This window comes from Stenotrophomonas sp. STEN008 (assembly GCF_056760435.1).
This window is the reverse complement of record NZ_JBRRET010000028.1, coordinates 21,434-37,660: the sequence shown is the minus strand read 5'-3', so window position 1 is coordinate 37,660 and position 16,227 is coordinate 21,434. Positions and strand designations below refer to the sequence as shown.

Genomic DNA, 16,227 nt, shown 5'->3' with positions numbered 1-16,227 from the left:
GTGTCACCGCGATCGGCCGGGCATGGCCTGGTGCTGCTGTTCCTCCAACCAGTCCTGCAGGCGTGCCACCTGTGCGGTGTCCAGCCGCAGTCCCAGCTTGCTCCGCCGCCACAGTATGTCCTCGGCGGTATGCGCCCATTCGTGATCGCGCAGGAACACGACCTCATGGGCGTGCAGCCCACCGCCGAAGTGTTCGCCGAGATCGTCCATGCCCTGCACCCCGTGCAGCAGCTCGGTGCTGCGGCTGCCATAGGCCTCGGCCCAGCGCCGCGTAGTGTCCTCAGGCAACCACGGTGCGAGTCTCCGCAGGTGAGAGCGTGCCTGCACGGCATCGCCCCAGTCGCTGCCCGGCAGCGGCGTCCCGGCTGCCGTCCATGCCGGCCCCATCTGCGGCAGGTGGGGCCGCAGCAGATCCAGCGCTTCTTCGGCCAGAACGCGGTAGGTGGTCAGCTTCCCCCCCAGCACGTGCACGGCGGGCGCGCCCTGCACCTGCAACTGCAGGCGATAGTCGCGGCTGAGTCGTGCCGCGCGCGGATCCGGGTCGGCCAGCAGCGGGCGCACGCCGGCAAACTGCCAGACCACCTCCGTCGCCGTGATCGGCTGGCGCAGATAGCGGTTGGCCGCCTCGCACAGGTATGTCACTTCCGAAGGCAGCACGTGGCAGCGCGCCGGATCGCCCTGATAGTCGGTGTCGGTGGTACCCACCAGCAGGTGGTCGTGGGTGAAGGGCAGCAGGAATACGACCCGTCCGTCGGGCTGCTGCAGCAGGCAGGCGCTGTCATCGGGCCAGGGCCGGCGCAGCACGATGTGGCTGCCCTGCACCAGGCGCAGGGCCGGTGTGCCGCTGCGCGCCTGCATGCGTTGCAGCAGGCCTCCGGCCCAGGGACCGGCCGCGTTGGCCACGGCATGTGCATGCACCGTCTGCTGCTGTCCCGCTGCATCGACCAGTACCGCCCGCCAGTGGCCCTGCTCGCCGTGCAGTTCGACGCAGCGGGTGCGGACCTGCACACGGGCACCGCGTTGCGCGGCATCCAGCGCGTTGAGCAGGACCAGGCGTGCATCGTCCACCTGCGCGTCGGCATAGCTGAAGGCCTGGTGCAACGATGGCGACAGCCACGTGCCCAACGGGTCGTGTGGCAGGTGCAGTGCGCGCGAAGCCGGAAACGCTGCGCCGCGATGGCCGAGGTGGTCATACAGCCACAGGCCGAGCCGCAGCATCCAGCGTGGCCGCAGGTGGGGTTCCCAGGGCAGCACGAAGCGCAGCGGCCGGACCAGGCAGGGCGCCTGCCTGCGGAGCACATCGCGTTCGCCCAGCGCCTTGCGCACCAGGCCGAACTCGCCCTGTTCCAGGTAGCGCAGCCCGCCATGGACCAGCTTGCTGCTGGCGCTGGAGGTATGTGACGCAAGATCGTGCTGCTCGCAGAGCAGCACGCGCAGGCCGCGGCCTGCGGCATCGCGCGCGATGCCGGCGCCGTTGATGCCACCTCCGATCACCAGCAGGTCGATGTTGTCCATCACGATCACCGGCCTTCCGTCCTTTGCAGAGTCAAGCCCTGCTCGACGTCCGGAGAAAAGCAGTCGAGCACGGCCCGACTCTACACAGAACGCGGGTGACGGAAACGACGACGGGCCCCGAAGGGCCCGTCGCGTACAGACAGTGAAGCAGGCGATGCTTAGAAGCGGGCGCCGATACCCACGCCGACAGTCCACGGATCCAGCTTGGCTTCGCCGATCTTCTCGCCACCAACCTTCACGTCCGGGCGGGCGCGCATGTAGCGGGCATCAGCACGGGCGAACCAGGTGGAGTTGATGTTCATGTCGACGCCGACGGTGCCGATCACGCCCTTGGCATCCTTCAGGCGGATGTCGGAGCTGCTGCCGTCAGCCAGCGATTCGTTGCTGAAGGCCGACTGGAAGTAGCCCACGCCCACGAACGGACGGAACACGTTGTCGGCCTGGCCGAAGTGGTACTGGCCGCTCAGCGCGACCGGCTGCTGCTCGACGCTGCCCAGGCGGGTGTTGCCCGGACCCTTGACGCGGTGATCGAACTTGTCGGCAGCGCCCCACAGCTCAACGGCCCAGTTGTCGTTGACGTAGTAGCTGAAGCTGACGGTCGGCGCCGGGCCGCCATCGAGCTTCTTGACGCCGGTGATCGGATCATTCTTCGGCTGCAGCAGCGTGACGCCGCCAACCACGGCAAAATGCTTGCCCGAGGCGGTGTCGGTGGTGCTGCTGTCCTGGGCGAAAGCGGCCGGCGCGAAGGCGGCGGAGGTCAGCAGGGCGAGACTCAGGATACGGATGGAGCGCATGGGGGTATCTCCTAATGTTTCTTGTTTTTGGGCCCCCGGTTGCGGGGCGAGCACACCGTAGTCGCCTCAACATGAATCGAATCCGACGCGCGTTAAAAAATAGTTCGCTCTGTTCAGCGATGAGTTCGAAAAGCCTGTTTTCATGGGGTTTTTGCTCTGGAGGAATGTTCATGCAGTTGCACAAACCGTGAGCGCGCCAACGCTCTGCACCGGCCTGCCCGCGCAGGTGAACACGCGATCGCGCGTGTTGCTGCTTGGTTCGATGCCGGGTGCTGCGTCGCTGCACGCTGGCCAGTACTACGCGCATCCACGCAATCGTTTCTGGCCGCTCATGTCCGATATCTGCGGCTTTGACGCCGGTTTGCCCTATCCGCAACGCATGCGCGCGCTGAACGCCGCCGGTGTCGGGGTGTGGGATGTGATCGGCCGATGCGAGCGCCGGGGCAGCCTGGATGCGGACATCGTGCGTGGCACGGAAGTGGCCAACGCGCTGCCGGAACTGATCGCCCTGCTGCCTGAGCTGCAGCTGATCGGCTGCAATGGTGCTGCGTCGATGCAGGCATTCCAGCGCTGGGTGCTGCCTGTCCTGGGGGCGCCACCGCGTGTGCTGGCGCTGCCCTCGACCAGCCCGGCCAATGCGGCCTGGTCGCTGCAGCGCCTGCGTCAGGCATGGCAGCCGGTGGCCGATGCACTGGCGACATGAAGCGGACATCGTGCGGACAATACGCTACCCACTGGAGGTGCCTGCGCCCCATGGGCAACAGCGTGTCCCGGCTGCGTGCGTACTGAAAACACCTGTAACGGTTGGCGCTGGCCCCCGCTGGCCGCACAATAGACGTTTCCCTACACCAGATTGCCGGAGTTATCCCCATGGCCGAAATCAAGGAAGCACTTGTCCCCGATATCGGTGACTACAGCGATATCCCGGTAATCGAGGTGCTTGTCGCCGTTGGCGATACGGTCAGGAAGGACCAGGGCCTGGTGACGCTGGAAAGCGACAAGGCGACCATGGAAGTGCCGTCTTCGGTGGCCGGTGTGGTCAAGGAGATCAAGGTCAAGGTGGGTGACACCCTGTCCGAGGGCAAGGTCGTGGCGCTGATCGAAGTGGCGGCAGACGAGGCCGCAGCGCCGGCCGCTCCGGCCCCGGCCCCGGCCAAGGCCGCTGCCCCGGCGGCGGCCACCCAGAGCGCCCCGGCCCCGGCGGCTGCCGCGCCGGCCGCCCCGGCTGCCGGTGGCGGTGCGGTTGAAGCCCGGGTGCCGGACATCGGCGATTACACCGACATCCCGGTCATCGAAGTGCTGGTCGCCGTGGGCGACACCGTCAAGAAGGATCAGGGCCTGGTCACGCTGGAAAGCGACAAGGCGACCATGGAAGTGCCGTCCTCGGTGGCCGGTGTGGTCAAGGAACTGAAGGTCAAGGTGGGGGACACCCTGTCGCAGGGCAATGTGGTGGCCATCATCGAAGCCGAGGGTGCTGCTGCGCCGGCGCCGACCCGCGAAGCGGCTGCGGCGGCCCCGGCCGCTGCCGAGACCGCCACCCAGGTCGAGCCGGTCGCTGTGCCCGCCCAGCCGGACAAGCTGGCGGCTCGTGAGATCGCGTCGGCCGGCGCTCCGTCCAGCCCGCCCGTACAGTTCAACGCCGATGGCGTGCTGCCGGCCAAGGTGCCGTATGCCACCCCGGCGGTGCGCGTGTTCGCCCGCGAGCTGGGCGTGGACCTGCTGCAGATCAGCGGTACCGAGAAGGGCGGGCGCATCACCAAGGGTGACGTGCAGAAATTCGTCAAGGCCGCGCTCAGTGGTGGCGTTCCGGCCGCGGGCGGCACCGCTGCCGCCGCAGGCGGTGGGCTGAACCTGCTGCCGTGGCCGAAGGTCGATTTCAGCAAGTTCGGCGAGACCGAAGTGCAGCCGCTGTCGCGCATCAAGAAGATCTCCGGCGCGAACCTGGCCCGCAACTGGGCGATGATTCCGCACGTCACCCAGTTCGACCAGGCCGACATCACCGATCTGGAAGCACTGCGCGTGGCACTGAACAAGGAGAACGAGAAGGCCGGCATCAAGCTGACCATGCTCGCCTTCCTGATCAAGGCCAGCGCCGCAGCGCTGAAGAAGTTCCCGGAGTTCAACGCCTCGCTGGATGCCAGCGGCGAGAACCTGACCCTGAAGAAGTACTTCAACATCGGGTTCGCTGCCGATACGCCGAACGGCCTGGTCGTGCCGGTGATCCGCGACGTCGACAAGAAGGGCGTGGTGCAGATCGCGCAGGAAACCGGCGAGCTGGCCAAGAAGGCGCGCGACGGCAAGCTGGGCCCGGCCGACATGAGTGGCGGCTGCTTCTCGATCAGCTCGCTGGGCGGGATCGGTGGCACCGCGTTCACCCCGATCGTCAATGCGCCGGAAGTGGCCATCCTGGGCGTGTCCAAGTCCTCCATCCAGCCGGTCTGGAATGGCAAGGAATTCGCGCCGAAGCTGCTGCTGCCGTTGTCGTTGAGCTACGACCACCGCGTCATCGACGGCGCCCTGGCCGCACGCTTCACCACGTACCTGTCGCAGGTGCTGGCCGACATGCGCCGCGTGCTGCTGTAAGGCACCGCTTCGCCCCCACCGTGTGGCCGTCGCCCCTGGCGCGGCCGCCTGACGAAACGCAGTGACAGCCCGCCGGCCACGCCGGGCGGGCATGAGGAAAACCCACCATGGCCACGATTGAAGTCAAGGTTCCCGACATCGGCGATTACAGCGATGTGCCGGTGATCGAAGTATTGGTCGCCGTCGGCGACACGGTGAAGAAAGACCAGGGCCTGGTGACCCTGGAATCGGACAAGGCCACGCTGGAAGTGCCGTCCTCGGCCGCCGGTGTGGTCAAGGAACTGAAGGTCAAGCTCGGCGATACGCTGTCCGAGGGGGCCGTGGTGGTCCTGCTGGACACCGAAGGAGCCGCCGAGGCCCCGGCCAAGGCAGCCGCACCTGCGCCGGCGGCCGCCGCCCCGGCCAGCAAGCCGCCGGTGACCCCGTCGCATCGTGCCCCGGCCGAACCGGCCGCACCGAAGCCGGCGCTGGCCAGCGGCAAGCCGGCCGACATCGAATGCGAGATGGTCGTGCTGGGCTCCGGCCCGGGCGGCTACACCGCCGCGTTCCGCGCAGCCGATGTCGGCCTGGATACGGTACTGGTCGAGCGCTACGCCAGCCTCGGCGGCGTCTGCCTCAACGTCGGCTGCATTCCGTCCAAGGCACTGCTGCATGCGGCGGCGGTCATCGATGAAGTCGCCCATGCCGGCGATTTCGGCGTGGAGTTCGGCAAGCCGACGATCACGCTGGACAAGCTGCGCCAGTACAAGGAAAAGGTCGTCAACCAGCTGACCAAGGGTCTGGCTGGCATGGCCAAGCAGCGCAAGGTGCGCAACGTGCAGGGTGTCGGTCGGTTCCTGTCGGCCAACGAGCTGGAGATCACCGCCGCTGACGGCAGCACGCAGCTGCTGCGCTTCCAGAAGTGCATCATCGCCGCCGGTTCGCAGGCGGTGAAGCTGCCGAACTTCCCGTGGGACGACAAGCGCGTGATGGATTCCACCGACGCGCTGGAGCTGGCCGAAGTGCCGGGTTCGCTGCTGGTTGTCGGTGGCGGCATCATCGGCCTGGAAATGGCGACCGTGTACGGTGCGCTGGGCAGCAAGGTCACCGTGGTCGAATTCATGGACCAGCTGATGCCGGGCGCCGACAAGGACCTGGTCAAGCCGCTGGCCGACCGCCTGAAGAAGCAGGGCATCGACGTTCACCTGAAGACCAAGGCGTCGGGCGTCACCGCCGATGCCAAGGGCATCACCGTGACCTTCGAGGCGGCCGAGGAAGGGCAGTCGCCGGCGCTGGCGCAGGGGACCTTCGACCGCGTGCTGGTCGCCGTGGGTCGTTCGCCGAATGGCAAGAAGATCGATGCCGAGAAGGCTGGCGTGCAGGTCACCGAGCGTGGCTTCATCCCGGTTGACCGGCAGATGCGTACCAATGTGCCGCACATCTTCGCCATCGGTGACATCGTCGGCAACCCGATGCTGGCCCACAAGGCCACGCACGAGGGCAAGCTGGCGGCTGAAGTGGCGGCCGGCCACAAGAAGGAGTGGGTGGCCCGCGTGATTCCGTCGGTGGCCTACACCAACCCGGAGATCGCCTGGGTGGGCGTGACCGAGACCGAGGCCAAGGCCAAGGGCCTGAAGGTCGGCGTGGCCAAGTTCCCGTGGGCGGCCAGTGGCCGCGCGATCGGCATCGGTCGCACCGAGGGCTTCACCAAGCTGATCTTCGATGAAGAGACCCACCGCATCATCGGTGGCGCGATCGTCGGTGTGCATGCCGGTGACCTGCTGGCCGAGATCGGTCTGGCCATCGAGATGGGCGCGGAAGCCGAAGACATCGGCCACACCATCCATGCCCATCCGACGCTGAGTGAATCGGTGGCGATGGCTTCGGAAATCTACGACGGCACGATCACCGATCTGTACATGCCGAAGAAGAAGTAAGGCGCTTGCGCCGGGCCATGCCCGGTGAAACGGAAAGCCCGGCGAAAGCCGGGTTTTTTGTTGGTGGCTTCTGTGGTTTCGGTGACTCTGGTCGCGAGCTTCAGGGCCTCTGCGCGAGTGGCAGACGCTTGGACAAATGTCCCCCGTCGTCCGCCTGCGGCGGTCGCCTCCCCCTTTACTGTGTCGAAATGCCTGCCACCCGTGCAGCGGCTCGGCTTTCGGAGGGTCCAGCCGCAAGAGGCACTTCGACAGGCGCGTGGAGGCCTGACACGCGGAGGGAGAGGGGGCTGCGTGCGAAGTAAAGGAGGAGGTGACGGCCGCAGGCCGGCGCCGGGGGACATTCGCACGCAGCCCCCTCTCCCTCCAGCGCTCGACCATGCCGCTTTACCCCGGCAGGACAAAGCAGCACAAAAAAACGCGGCCCCCGATGTTTCGGAGGCCGCGCCAGGAGAGAGTGCGATGGAAGGGGCAGGAATCAGAACACGAAGCTGACGCCGGCCACCGGGCCCTTGAATTCCTGCTTCAGACCGATGGTGCCGTCGCTGCCCTTCTTGTCCGCATCCAGCTTGAACCAGTCGTAGCCGGCGAACAGGCCGAAGTTCTTGGTCAGGCGGTAATCGACGATGGCATTGGCGCGGCTCAGGTCACCCTTGTAGTCGTCGAAGCTGCCCCAGCGGGTGTTGAGGTACTGACCCTGCAGGGTGATCATCCACTTCTCGGACGGGGTGAAGCTCAGGCGTGCACCGACCACCGGTGCCACACCGTCGGTCTTCTCGTCCAGGAACTGGCCTTCATACACGGTGCCCAGGTCCGCATAGCCCTTGGTGCTGACCTTGGCGTACTCCGCACCCAGCTGCAGGCCCAGATCGAAGGTGTCGGTGTCGACAACGGAGTAGTCGTAGACCAGGCTGGCCACCTGGTACTTCAGCTCGGCCTTGACGAAGCTGTCAGCCGGCACGTTGACGCCGCCGAAGGAGATATCCTGGCCCAGCGTCTCGCGGCGGTCCTTGTCGTACTTGAAGTAGTTGAACAGGAAGCGCTGGCGGTCGCTGAGGCGGAACATGCCGTCTACCCGCGGTTCCCATTCCTTGCCGCCGAGCTTGAAATCTTCCGAGAAACCGACGTCCTGGCCGGCGACAGTGGTGTTGCCGCGCAGCGTGTTGTCCGAATCGATGTTCATCGCACCCAGGCGCAGGGCGAAACGGTCATCGCCTTCGGCGGCATGGGCGGCGCTGGCGAACGATGCGCCGGCGGCAAGCAGGGAGAGGGCGAGCAGGGTGGGGACGGAGCGCATCGAAAGAGTCCTTGCAGTGGTTCATCAGAATGAAGCCCACTGTGCAGGACGCGCTCGTCCACCATGCGTGAACGTATGGTCGATGGCGTGTGCACGGTTCAGCGCTGTCACGACCATGAAAAAGGATGGCCCCGGAGCCGGGCTTCGGGGCCATCGTGGACCTGCGGGGCGAAGCGTCGACGAGGTTGCTGCAGGCAGGTCGGAAGGTCGGACCGGCAAGGTCGCGGAAAGTTCCCAGGCGTGCGACCAAAGTTCAATACGCTGCACCGCAGCATCATGTGGACGTCATTGTCCCTTGGGCGGCACGCAAAAATGTAACCGTTACCGCAACTTGCGCCCTTCCGGGATGAACAGGCAGCGGTTGTCTCGCAAATTGTCCCATTGCTATAATTTGGCGGCTCGATGAGGCCCCCCTGCTGTAGCCGCCTCAGCCCTCCACTTGCAACCACGCGGGACGTCCTGTGCTGAACTCCGTTGAAGCGGGTCGGCGACTGATGCTGCGCGCCGCGGTCTACCCGCTGGCCGCAGTGGCTGTCCTGGCCCTGGCCTTCCTGCTGGTAGGGCCGAAGTACGCGCTCGGTGCCCTGGCATCCGGCGTGGCGATCTCGGCCGGTGGCTGGGTCGCGGCACGGATGGCGCTGGGCGGGGGTGCCCTGGCTGCGGGGTCGGCAATGGCACGGCTGATCATTGCGATCGTGGCGAAGTGGGTAGTCGTTTTCGGCGTCCTGCTGGTGGGGTTCCTGGTCTTCAAGCTGCCTGCATTGGCGCTGTTGGCCGGTATCGCCGTCGGCTTGATGTTCCAGGTCCTGGCGATGGCCAGGCGTTGACAGAATTCAATTAACTAAGGTTCCGGACACATGGCGGGCGAGGCTCTAACCCCTACCAGCTACATCCAGCATCACCTGCAGAACCTGACCGCACCGGTCGGCAACGGCGACGGGATGTTCTGGCATATCCACGTCGATACCTTCCTCACCGCGGTCCTGATGGGCCTGGTGATCGTGGTCGCCTTCTGGCTGGGCACCCGCAAGGCCACGGCTGGCGTGCCGGGCAAGTGGCAGGCCTTCGTGGAGATCTGCCTGGAGTTCGTCGACCGCCAGGCCAAGGACACCTACCACGGCAAGAGCAAGCTGGTCACGCCGATCGCCATCACGATCTTCTTCTGGATCCTGATGATGAACCTCATCAAGATGATCCCGGCCGACTTCATCGCCAAGCCGCTGGAGCTGGCGGGCATCCATTACTGGAAGCCGGTGCCGACCGCCGACGTCAATGCCACCCTGGGCATGGCCATCAGCGTGTTCTTCCTGATGCTGTTCTTCGCGCTGAAGTCCAAGGGACTGGGCGGCTTCATCAAGGAGTTCCTGACGGCTCCGTTCGGCAAGTGGATGATGCCGTTCAACCTGATCCTCAACATCGTCGAGTGGCTGAGCAAGCCGATCTCCCTGGCGATGCGACTGTTCGGCAACATGTTCGGCGGCGAAATCGTGTTCCTGCTGATCTGGGTGCTGGGTGGTGCCGGTTTCTTCGGCGCCATTGCCGGTGGTGCGTTCGGCCTCGGCTGGATGCTGTTCCACCTGCTGGTGATCCCGCTGCAGGCCTTCATCTTCATGATGCTGTCGATCGTGTACCTGAGCCTGTCGGAAGACGCTCACTGAGTTTCAAGCTTCAACGCGTTTCAACCTTCATCCGTTTCATCACCCTTAGCAACTTAAGTTCCTGGAGATAACCATGTACTTCGCCGTCCTGACCAACTTCGCGCAGATTCAGAGCTCCACCGCCCTCGCCGTCGGCATCATGATCGGCCTGGCCGCGCTGGGCGCCGGTCTGGGTCTGGCCATCATGGCTGGTAAGTTCCTGGAGTCGGCCGCCCGCCAGCCGGAACTGATCCCGGTCCTGCAGGTCCGCATGTTCATCACCGCCGGCCTGATCGACGCCGCGTTCATCATCTCGGTCGCCGTCGGCCTGCTGCTGGCCTTCGCCAACCCGCTGTCGGCCGCCTTCGCCGGTGCCGTCACCAAGGCTCTGGCCGGCTGATACAGCGGTTTGAGACGACCGGGTGCTGATGCACCCGGTTTCGGATGAAGGCCGGATGCGCCGCCCCGGCGGCGCGTCCACCCCGAAACCAGCGATCGAGCTAACCATGAATATCAATTTCACCCTTCTTGCGCAGGCGCTCGCCTTCGCTGGTCTGATCTGGATCATCGCGACCAAGATCTGGCCGCCGCTGATGAACGCGATCGAAGAGCGCCAGCAGAAGATTGCTGAAGGCCTCGCTGCTGCCGACCGCAGCCAGAAAGATCTGGCCCAGGCGCAGGAGAAGGTCAACGAAGCGCTGAAGGAAGCCCGCACCAAGGCCAACGAGATCATCGACCAGGCCCACGCGCGCGCCAACCAGATCGTCGACGCAGCCCGTACCGAAGCGATCACCGAAGCCACCCGTCAGAAGGAACTGGCCCAGGCTGAGATCGACGCCGCCGCCAACCGTGCCCGTGAAGATCTGCGCAAGCAGGTGTCCGCGCTGGCCGTGACCGGTGCCGAAAAGCTGCTCAAGCGCGAAATCGACGCCAACGCCCACAAGGCGCTGCTCGACGAGCTGGCCTCGGAGATCTAAGGATGAGCCAGGCCCTCACGCTTGCCCGCCCGTACGCCCGCGCCGCGTTCGCGACCGCGCGCGACGAAGGCGCGTTCGCGCCGTGGTCGGACGCCCTGGCGTTCTCCGCCCACGTCGCCGCCGACCCGCGCGTGGCGGCCCTGCTCGCCAACCCGGAGCTCGGTCGTGACGACGCTGTCGCCCTGCTGGCGCCGGCGACCCACGGCGAAAGCTTCTCGCGCTTCCTGGCCATCCTGGCCGAATCGCATCGTCTGCCGCTGCTGCCGGAGATCTCCGGCATGTTCGACGCCCTGCGCGCCGAAGCCGAGCACGTGGTCAAGGCCACCGTGACCTCGGCCGCCGAACTGTCGGCCGGCGAGCTGGACGCGATCAAGGTCGCGCTGCGCAAGCGCTTCAACCGCGAGGTCGATGTGACCACTGCGGTCGATGCCTCGCTGATCGGCGGCGCCGTGATCGACGCCGGCGACGTGGTCATCGATGGTTCGCTGAAGGGCAAGCTGGCCCGCCTGCAGACCGCGCTCGCTAACTGAATTCATTTAACGTCCGGCCCCGCTGCCGGCACTAGGACTTGACGATGGCAACCACGCTCAACCCCTCCGAAATCAGCGAACTGATCAAGAACCGCATCGAGAAGGTCAAGCTGGCCGCGGAATCGCGCAACGAAGGCACCGTGACCAGCGTGTCCGACGGCATCGTGCGCATCTTCGGTCTGGCCGACGTGATGCAGGGCGAAATGATCGAACTGCCGAACAACACCTTCGCCCTGGCCCTGAACCTGGAGCGCGACTCGGTCGGCGCCGTGGTCCTGGGTGACTACGAGCACCTGCGCGAAGGCGACGTCGCCAAGACCACCGGCCGCATCCTGGAAGTGCCGGTCGGTCCGGAACTGCTGGGCCGCGTCGTCAACGCGCTCGGCGAGCCGATCGACGGCAAGGGCCCGCTGGGCACCGACGTGACCGCTCCGGTGGAGCGTGTTGCTCCGGGCGTGATCTGGCGCAAGTCGGTCGACCAGCCGGTGCAGACCGGTTACAAGTCGGTCGACTCGATGATCCCGATCGGCCGTGGCCAGCGCGAGCTGATCATCGGTGACCGCCAGACCGGCAAGACCGCCATGGCGATCGACGCGGTGATCAACCAGAAGGGCACCGGCATCAAGTGCGTGTACGTTGCGATCGGCCAGAAGGCATCGACCATCGCCAACATCGTGCGCAAGCTGGAAGAAAACGGCGCCCTGGCCCACACCATCGTCGTGGCGGCCACCGCGTCCGAATCGGCTGCGATGCAGTACATCAGCGCCTACTCGGGCTGCACCATGGGCGAGTACTTCATGGACCGCGGCGAAGACGCGCTGATCGTGTACGACGATCTGTCCAAGCAGGCCGTTGCCTACCGCCAGATCTCGCTGCTGCTGAAGCGCCCGCCGGGCCGTGAAGCCTACCCGGGCGACGTGTTCTACCTGCACTCGCGCCTGCTGGAACGCGCTGCCCGCGTGTCCGAGGAGTACGTCGAGAAGTTCACCGAAGGCAAGGTCACCGGCAAGACCGGTTCGCTGACCGCGCTGCCGATCATCGAAACCCAGGCCGGCGACGTGTCCGCCTTCGTTCCGACCAACGTGATCTCGATCACCGACGGCCAGATCTTCCTGGAAACCGACCTGTTCAACGCCGGCATCCGCCCGGCCGTGAACGCCGGTATCTCGGTGTCGCGCGTCGGTGGTTCGGCGCAGACCAAGATCATCAAGAAGCTGTCGGGCGGCATCCGCATCTCGCTGGCCCAGTACCGTGAGCTGGCTGCGTTCGCGCAGTTCGCTTCGGATCTGGACGAAGCCACCCGCAAGCAGCTGGAACGTGGCCAGCGCGTCACCGAGCTGATGAAGCAGAAGCAGTACGCGCCGATGTCGATCGCCAACCAGGCGCTGTCGATCTACGCCGTCAACGAGGGTTACCTCGACGACGTGCCGGTCAACAAGCTGCTGGCGTTCGAAGAGGGCCTGCACGCCCACTTCGCCAACACCCAGGGCGAGCTGATCAACAAGGTCAACGCCACCGGTGGCTGGGACAACGATATCGAAGGTGCCTTCAAGAAGGGCATCGCCGACTTCAAGACCACCGGCAGCTGGTAACAGCGCATGGGGAACGGGGCCTGGCCCCGTTCCACCGTTGAACAACGCGGGGCATCAGCCCCGCGCCACGGGAAACAAGAGATGGCAAGCGGACGCGAAATCAAAACCAAGATCAAGAGCGTGCAGAACACCCGCAAGGTGACGCGCGCCCTGGAGATGGTCTCGGCCTCCAAGATCCGCAAGGCGCAGGATCGGATGAAGACCTCGCGTCCGTACGCGCAGGCGATGAAGCAGGTGATCGGCCACCTGGCGCAGGCCAGCACCGATTACCAGCATCCGTTCCTGGTCGAGCGCGAGCAGGTCAAGCGGGTCGGTTTCATCGTGATCTCCTCCGATCGCGGCCTGGCCGGCGGCCTGAACAACAACCTGTTCCGCAAGATGCTGGGCGAAGCCAAGGCATGGCAGGACAAGGGTGCGGAAGTGGATCTGGTGACCATCGGCCAGAAGGCATCGACCTTCTTCCGCCGCGTCAAGGTCAACATGGTCGGCAGCGTGACCCACATCGGCGACGTGCCGAAGCTGGAATCGCTGATCGGTGTGATCAAGGTCATGCTCGACGCCTTCACTGAAGGCAAGGTCGACCGCGTGTACCTGGTCTACAACCGCTTCGTGAACACCATGACGCAGAAGGCCAGCTTCGATCAGCTGCTGCCGCTGCCGGCGGCCGAGAAGCAGGTCGCGCACCACGACTGGGATTACCTGTACGAACCCGATGCCGCGACCGTGCTCGAGCACGTGATGACGCGTTACATCGAGTCGCTGGTGTACCAGGCATTGCTGGAAAACGTCGCCTCCGAACATGCCGCACGCATGGTCGCGATGAAGGCGGCGAGCGACAACGCCAACAAGCTGATCGGTACGCTGCAGCTCGTCTACAACAAGGCGCGCCAGGCAGCGATCACCCAGGAAATCTCCGAAATCGTCGGCGGCGCGGCAGCAGTCTGACCGCGTTCGTTCAAAGCACACATTTAGAGGATGCAGCAATGAGTCAGGGCAAGATCGTTCAGATCATCGGCGCGGTCGTCGACGTCGAATTCCCGCGTGAGTCGGTGCCGAAGGTGTACGACGCACTGAAGGTCGACAACACCGAAATCACCCTTGAAGTCCAGCAGCAGCTGGGCGACGGCGTGGTGCGTACCATCGCCCTCGGTTCCACCGATGGCCTGAAGCGCAACCTGGTCGCCACCAACACCGGTCGTGGCATCTCGGTGCCGGTCGGCGCCGGCACCCTGGGCCGCATCATGGACGTGCTGGGCCGTCCGATCGACGAAGCCGGCCCGGTCGCTGCCAGCGACAACTGGGAAATCCACCGTGCGGCACCGTCGTACGAAGACCAGTCCCCGGCCACCGAGCTGCTGGAAACCGGCATCAAGGTCATCGACCTGATGTGCCCGTTCGCCAAGGGCGGCAAGGTCGGCCTGTTCGGCGGCGCCGGCGTCGGCAAGACCGTCAACATGATGGAACTGATCAACAACATCGCCAAGGCGCACAGCGGTCTGTCCGTGTTCGCCGGCGTGGGTGAGCGTACCCGTGAGGGCAACGACTTCTACCACGAAATGAAGGACTCCAACGTCCTCGACAAGGTGGCGATGGTGTACGGCCAGATGAACGAGCCGCCGGGCAACCGCCTGCGCGTCGCGCTGACCGGCCTGACCATGGCCGAGTACTTCCGCGACGAGAAGGACGAGAACGGCAAGGGCAAGGACGTGCTGCTGTTCGTCGACAACATCTACCGCTACACCCTGGCCGGTACCGAAGTGTCGGCACTGCTGGGTCGTATGCCGTCCGCCGTGGGTTACCAGCCGACCCTGGCCGAGGAAATGGGCGTCCTGCAGGAGCGCATCACCTCGACCAAGAACGGTTCGATCACCTCGATCCAGGCCGTCTACGTTCCCGCGGACGACCTGACCGACCCGTCGCCGGCGACCACCTTCGCCCATCTGGACTCGACCGTGACCCTGTCGCGTTCGATCGCCTCGCTGGGTATCTACCCGGCCGTCGATCCGCTGGACTCCACCAGCCGCCAGATGGACCCGCTGGTTATCGGCCACGAGCACTACGACACCGCCCAGCGCGTCCAGCAGACCCTGCAGAAGTACAAGGAACTGAAGGACATCATCGCCATCCTGGGTATGGACGAACTGTCCGAAGAAGACAAGCAGGCCGTGTCGCGCGCCCGCAAGATCGAGCGCTTCTTCAGCCAGCCGTTCCACGTGGCCGAAGTGTTCACCGGTTCGCCGGGCAAGTACGTGCCGCTGAAGGACACCATCCGTGGCTTCAAGGCCATCGTCGATGGCGAGTACGACCACCTGCCGGAGCAGGCGTTCTACATGGTCGGCGGCATCGAAGAAGCGGTCGAGAAGGCCAAGAAGATGGCCGAGAAGGCCTGATCCGGGAGGGGCGGGAGCGATCCTGCCCGACCTGACGCCGGCGCCGGGCAGCCGCCCGGGCCGGTGGACCTCCACGGTGGCATCGCGCCACCGCGAACAGCGAAGAGATTTGCATGAGCACGATCCGTTGCGACATCGTCAGCGCCGAGCAGGAAATCTTCCGTGGCGAAGCGACCCTGGTCGTGGCCACCGGTGAGCTGGGCGAACTGGGCATCGCGCCCAAGCACGCACCGCTGATCACCCGCCTGAAGCCGGGCAAGGTGGTGGTGACCACGCCGAACGGCGAGCAGCTGGATTTCGCCATTTCCGGCGGCATCCTGGAGGTTCAGCCGCAGGTGGTGACCGTGCTGGCCGACACCGCGATCCGCGCGCAGGACATCGACGAAGCCTCGGTCCGCAAGGCCAAGGAAGAAGCCGAGCGCATCCTGGCCAACCGTGGTGAAGCCATGGAAGTGGCCGAAGCCCAGCAGAAGCTGGCCGAAGCCGTGGTCCAGTTGCAGGCGCTGGAGCGCCTGCGCAAGAACCTCAAGCACTGAGGCTCGCCACACCCACAGGAACGCCGGCCTCGTGCCGGCGTTTTTGTTTGTGCGCCATCACCGCCGGTCAGCGGTAGACCACGTGGCGCATCAGCAGGAACGACACCGCCGCCAGTCCGCCCTCGACCAGCGGCTTGGCCAGCCACGCGTAGCGCAGGCCCAGAGCCTGGTCGACCAGGCTGACCAGCAGCGTGCTGGCCGCCGTCAGCAGCAGCCACAGCGCGCAGAAGCGCGCAAAGCGCTTCCAGCCCAGCTTGTGCGTGCCCGGCTCGGCGAACGTGTAGCGACCGTTGAGCCAGAAGCCCAGCAGCATCCCCGCCAGCCGGCCCGTGACGTTGGCCGGTGCAACCGGCAACCCCAGTGCGGTGGCCGCCACGAAGACCACCCAGTCGACCAGCAGCTGCACGAGCCCGATGACGAGGTAGGTGCTTCCCTGGCGGATGAGGCTCATCGGCATGCTGAA

The 16,227-nt window shown here is 65.5% G+C and carries 16 protein-coding genes; 12 read left to right on the top strand and 4 right to left on the bottom strand.

The window, feature by feature from the left end; genetic code table 11:
* Positions 1-3 precede the first annotated feature (3 nt).
* Both glpD and ACVOME_RS13475 read right to left on the bottom strand, forming a co-directional pair.
* Complete coding sequence (gene glpD, locus ACVOME_RS13480; RefSeq protein ID WP_053520329.1) at positions 4-1,515, bottom strand: glycerol-3-phosphate dehydrogenase; 1,512 nt, start codon at positions 1,513-1,515, stop codon at positions 4-6.
* Between the two features lie 158 nt (positions 1,516-1,673).
* Positions 1,674-2,309 carry an OmpW/AlkL family protein gene (locus ACVOME_RS13475; protein WP_053520322.1) on the bottom strand — a complete coding sequence of 212 codons (636 nt, stop codon included), beginning with the start codon at positions 2,307-2,309 and terminating at the stop codon, positions 1,674-1,676.
* A 187-nt stretch (positions 2,310-2,496) separates the two neighbouring features.
* On the opposite strand from ACVOME_RS13475, the gene ACVOME_RS13470 reads away from it, so the two are divergent.
* The 3 genes from ACVOME_RS13470 (at position 2,497) to lpdA (ending at position 6,808) form a co-directional block, all read left to right on the top strand.
* Entirely contained in the window at positions 2,497-3,012 is a 516-nt protein-coding gene (locus tag ACVOME_RS13470) for a DNA-deoxyinosine glycosylase (protein WP_053518745.1), read from the top strand.
* 167 nt (positions 3,013-3,179) lie between these two features.
* Positions 3,180-4,892, top strand: a complete 1,713-nt coding sequence (aceF, locus tag ACVOME_RS13465; RefSeq protein ID WP_065175200.1) for a dihydrolipoyllysine-residue acetyltransferase — start codon at positions 3,180-3,182, stop codon at positions 4,890-4,892.
* A 107-nt stretch (positions 4,893-4,999) separates the two neighbouring features.
* On the top strand, positions 5,000-6,808 hold the full coding sequence (lpdA, locus tag ACVOME_RS13460; RefSeq protein ID WP_065175199.1) for a dihydrolipoyl dehydrogenase: 1,809 nt from the start codon (positions 5,000-5,002) through the stop codon (positions 6,806-6,808).
* 475 nt (positions 6,809-7,283) lie between these two features.
* Here the strand turns inward: lpdA and ACVOME_RS13455 are convergent, their stop codons facing one another.
* Entirely contained in the window at positions 7,284-8,102 is an 819-nt protein-coding gene (locus ACVOME_RS13455) for a hypothetical protein (protein ID WP_053518741.1), read from the bottom strand.
* Positions 8,103-8,563: 461 nt separating this feature from the next.
* Here ACVOME_RS13455 and ACVOME_RS13450 point away from each other — a divergent pair, with 461 nt between their 5' ends.
* The 9 genes from ACVOME_RS13450 (at position 8,564) to ACVOME_RS13410 (ending at position 15,764) form a co-directional block, all read left to right on the top strand.
* A complete protein-coding gene (locus tag ACVOME_RS13450; protein ID WP_180876808.1) occupies positions 8,564-8,929 on the top strand; it encodes a hypothetical protein in 366 nt (121 codons plus the stop codon).
* Positions 8,930-8,959: 30 nt separating this feature from the next.
* Positions 8,960-9,760, top strand: a complete 801-nt coding sequence (gene atpB, locus ACVOME_RS13445; protein WP_053518739.1) for a F0F1 ATP synthase subunit A — start codon at positions 8,960-8,962, stop codon at positions 9,758-9,760.
* A 73-nt stretch (positions 9,761-9,833) separates the two neighbouring features.
* Positions 9,834-10,139: a F0F1 ATP synthase subunit C gene (atpE, locus tag ACVOME_RS13440; protein ID WP_005411133.1), complete on the top strand. Its 306-nt coding sequence runs from the start codon at positions 9,834-9,836 to the stop codon at positions 10,137-10,139.
* Between the two features lie 106 nt (positions 10,140-10,245).
* A complete protein-coding gene (locus ACVOME_RS13435) occupies positions 10,246-10,716 on the top strand; it encodes a F0F1 ATP synthase subunit B (protein ID WP_053518738.1) in 471 nt (156 codons plus the stop codon).
* Between the two features lie 2 nt (positions 10,717-10,718).
* Positions 10,719-11,246, top strand: coding sequence for a F0F1 ATP synthase subunit delta (locus tag ACVOME_RS13430; RefSeq protein ID WP_053518737.1), 528 nt, complete (start codon positions 10,719-10,721; stop codon positions 11,244-11,246).
* Positions 11,247-11,290: 44 nt separating this feature from the next.
* A complete protein-coding gene (gene atpA / locus ACVOME_RS13425; protein ID WP_053518735.1) occupies positions 11,291-12,838 on the top strand; it encodes a F0F1 ATP synthase subunit alpha in 1,548 nt (515 codons plus the stop codon).
* 81 nt (positions 12,839-12,919) lie between these two features.
* Entirely contained in the window at positions 12,920-13,783 is an 864-nt protein-coding gene (gene atpG, locus ACVOME_RS13420) for a F0F1 ATP synthase subunit gamma (RefSeq protein WP_053518734.1), read from the top strand.
* Between the two features lie 38 nt (positions 13,784-13,821).
* Positions 13,822-15,228: a F0F1 ATP synthase subunit beta gene (atpD, locus tag ACVOME_RS13415; protein ID WP_049429233.1), complete on the top strand. Its 1,407-nt coding sequence runs from the start codon at positions 13,822-13,824 to the stop codon at positions 15,226-15,228.
* Positions 15,229-15,341: 113 nt separating this feature from the next.
* The gene (locus ACVOME_RS13410) at positions 15,342-15,764 is read left to right on the top strand and encodes a F0F1 ATP synthase subunit epsilon (RefSeq protein ID WP_005419509.1); all 423 of its coding nucleotides are present in this window, start codon (positions 15,342-15,344) and stop codon (positions 15,762-15,764) included.
* A 67-nt stretch (positions 15,765-15,831) separates the two neighbouring features.
* Here ACVOME_RS13410 and ACVOME_RS13405 read toward each other — a convergent pair whose 3' ends face one another.
* Positions 15,832-16,215, bottom strand: coding sequence for a GtrA family protein (locus tag ACVOME_RS13405; protein WP_053518733.1), 384 nt, complete (start codon positions 16,213-16,215; stop codon positions 15,832-15,834).
* Positions 16,216-16,227: the final 12 nt, after the last annotated feature.

What these genes read in the sequence shown, in the direction of transcription:
- ACVOME_RS13405 (WP_053518733.1), bottom strand. Translation starts at nt 16,215, where the DNA reads ATGAGCCTCATCCGCCAGGGAAGCACCTACCTCGTCATCGGGCTCGTG.
- aceF (WP_065175200.1), top strand. Translation starts at nt 3,180, where the DNA reads ATGGCCGAAATCAAGGAAGCACTTGTCCCCGATATCGGTGACTACAGC.
- ACVOME_RS13430 (WP_053518737.1), top strand. Translation starts at nt 10,719, where the DNA reads ATGAGCCAGGCCCTCACGCTTGCCCGCCCGTACGCCCGCGCCGCGTTC.
- atpE (WP_005411133.1), top strand. Translation starts at nt 9,834, where the DNA reads ATGTACTTCGCCGTCCTGACCAACTTCGCGCAGATTCAGAGCTCCACC.
- ACVOME_RS13435 (WP_053518738.1), top strand. Translation starts at nt 10,246, where the DNA reads ATGAATATCAATTTCACCCTTCTTGCGCAGGCGCTCGCCTTCGCTGGT.
- lpdA (WP_065175199.1), top strand. Translation starts at nt 5,000, where the DNA reads ATGGCCACGATTGAAGTCAAGGTTCCCGACATCGGCGATTACAGCGAT.
- glpD (WP_053520329.1), bottom strand. Translation starts at nt 1,515, where the DNA reads ATGGACAACATCGACCTGCTGGTGATCGGAGGTGGCATCAACGGCGCC.
- atpG (WP_053518734.1), top strand. Translation starts at nt 12,920, where the DNA reads ATGGCAAGCGGACGCGAAATCAAAACCAAGATCAAGAGCGTGCAGAAC.
- ACVOME_RS13455 (WP_053518741.1), bottom strand. Translation starts at nt 8,102, where the DNA reads ATGCGCTCCGTCCCCACCCTGCTCGCCCTCTCCCTGCTTGCCGCCGGC.
- ACVOME_RS13410 (WP_005419509.1), top strand. Translation starts at nt 15,342, where the DNA reads ATGAGCACGATCCGTTGCGACATCGTCAGCGCCGAGCAGGAAATCTTC.
- ACVOME_RS13475 (WP_053520322.1), bottom strand. Translation starts at nt 2,309, where the DNA reads ATGCGCTCCATCCGTATCCTGAGTCTCGCCCTGCTGACCTCCGCCGCC.
- atpD (WP_049429233.1), top strand. Translation starts at nt 13,822, where the DNA reads ATGAGTCAGGGCAAGATCGTTCAGATCATCGGCGCGGTCGTCGACGTC.
- atpB (WP_053518739.1), top strand. Translation starts at nt 8,960, where the DNA reads ATGGCGGGCGAGGCTCTAACCCCTACCAGCTACATCCAGCATCACCTG.
- atpA (WP_053518735.1), top strand. Translation starts at nt 11,291, where the DNA reads ATGGCAACCACGCTCAACCCCTCCGAAATCAGCGAACTGATCAAGAAC.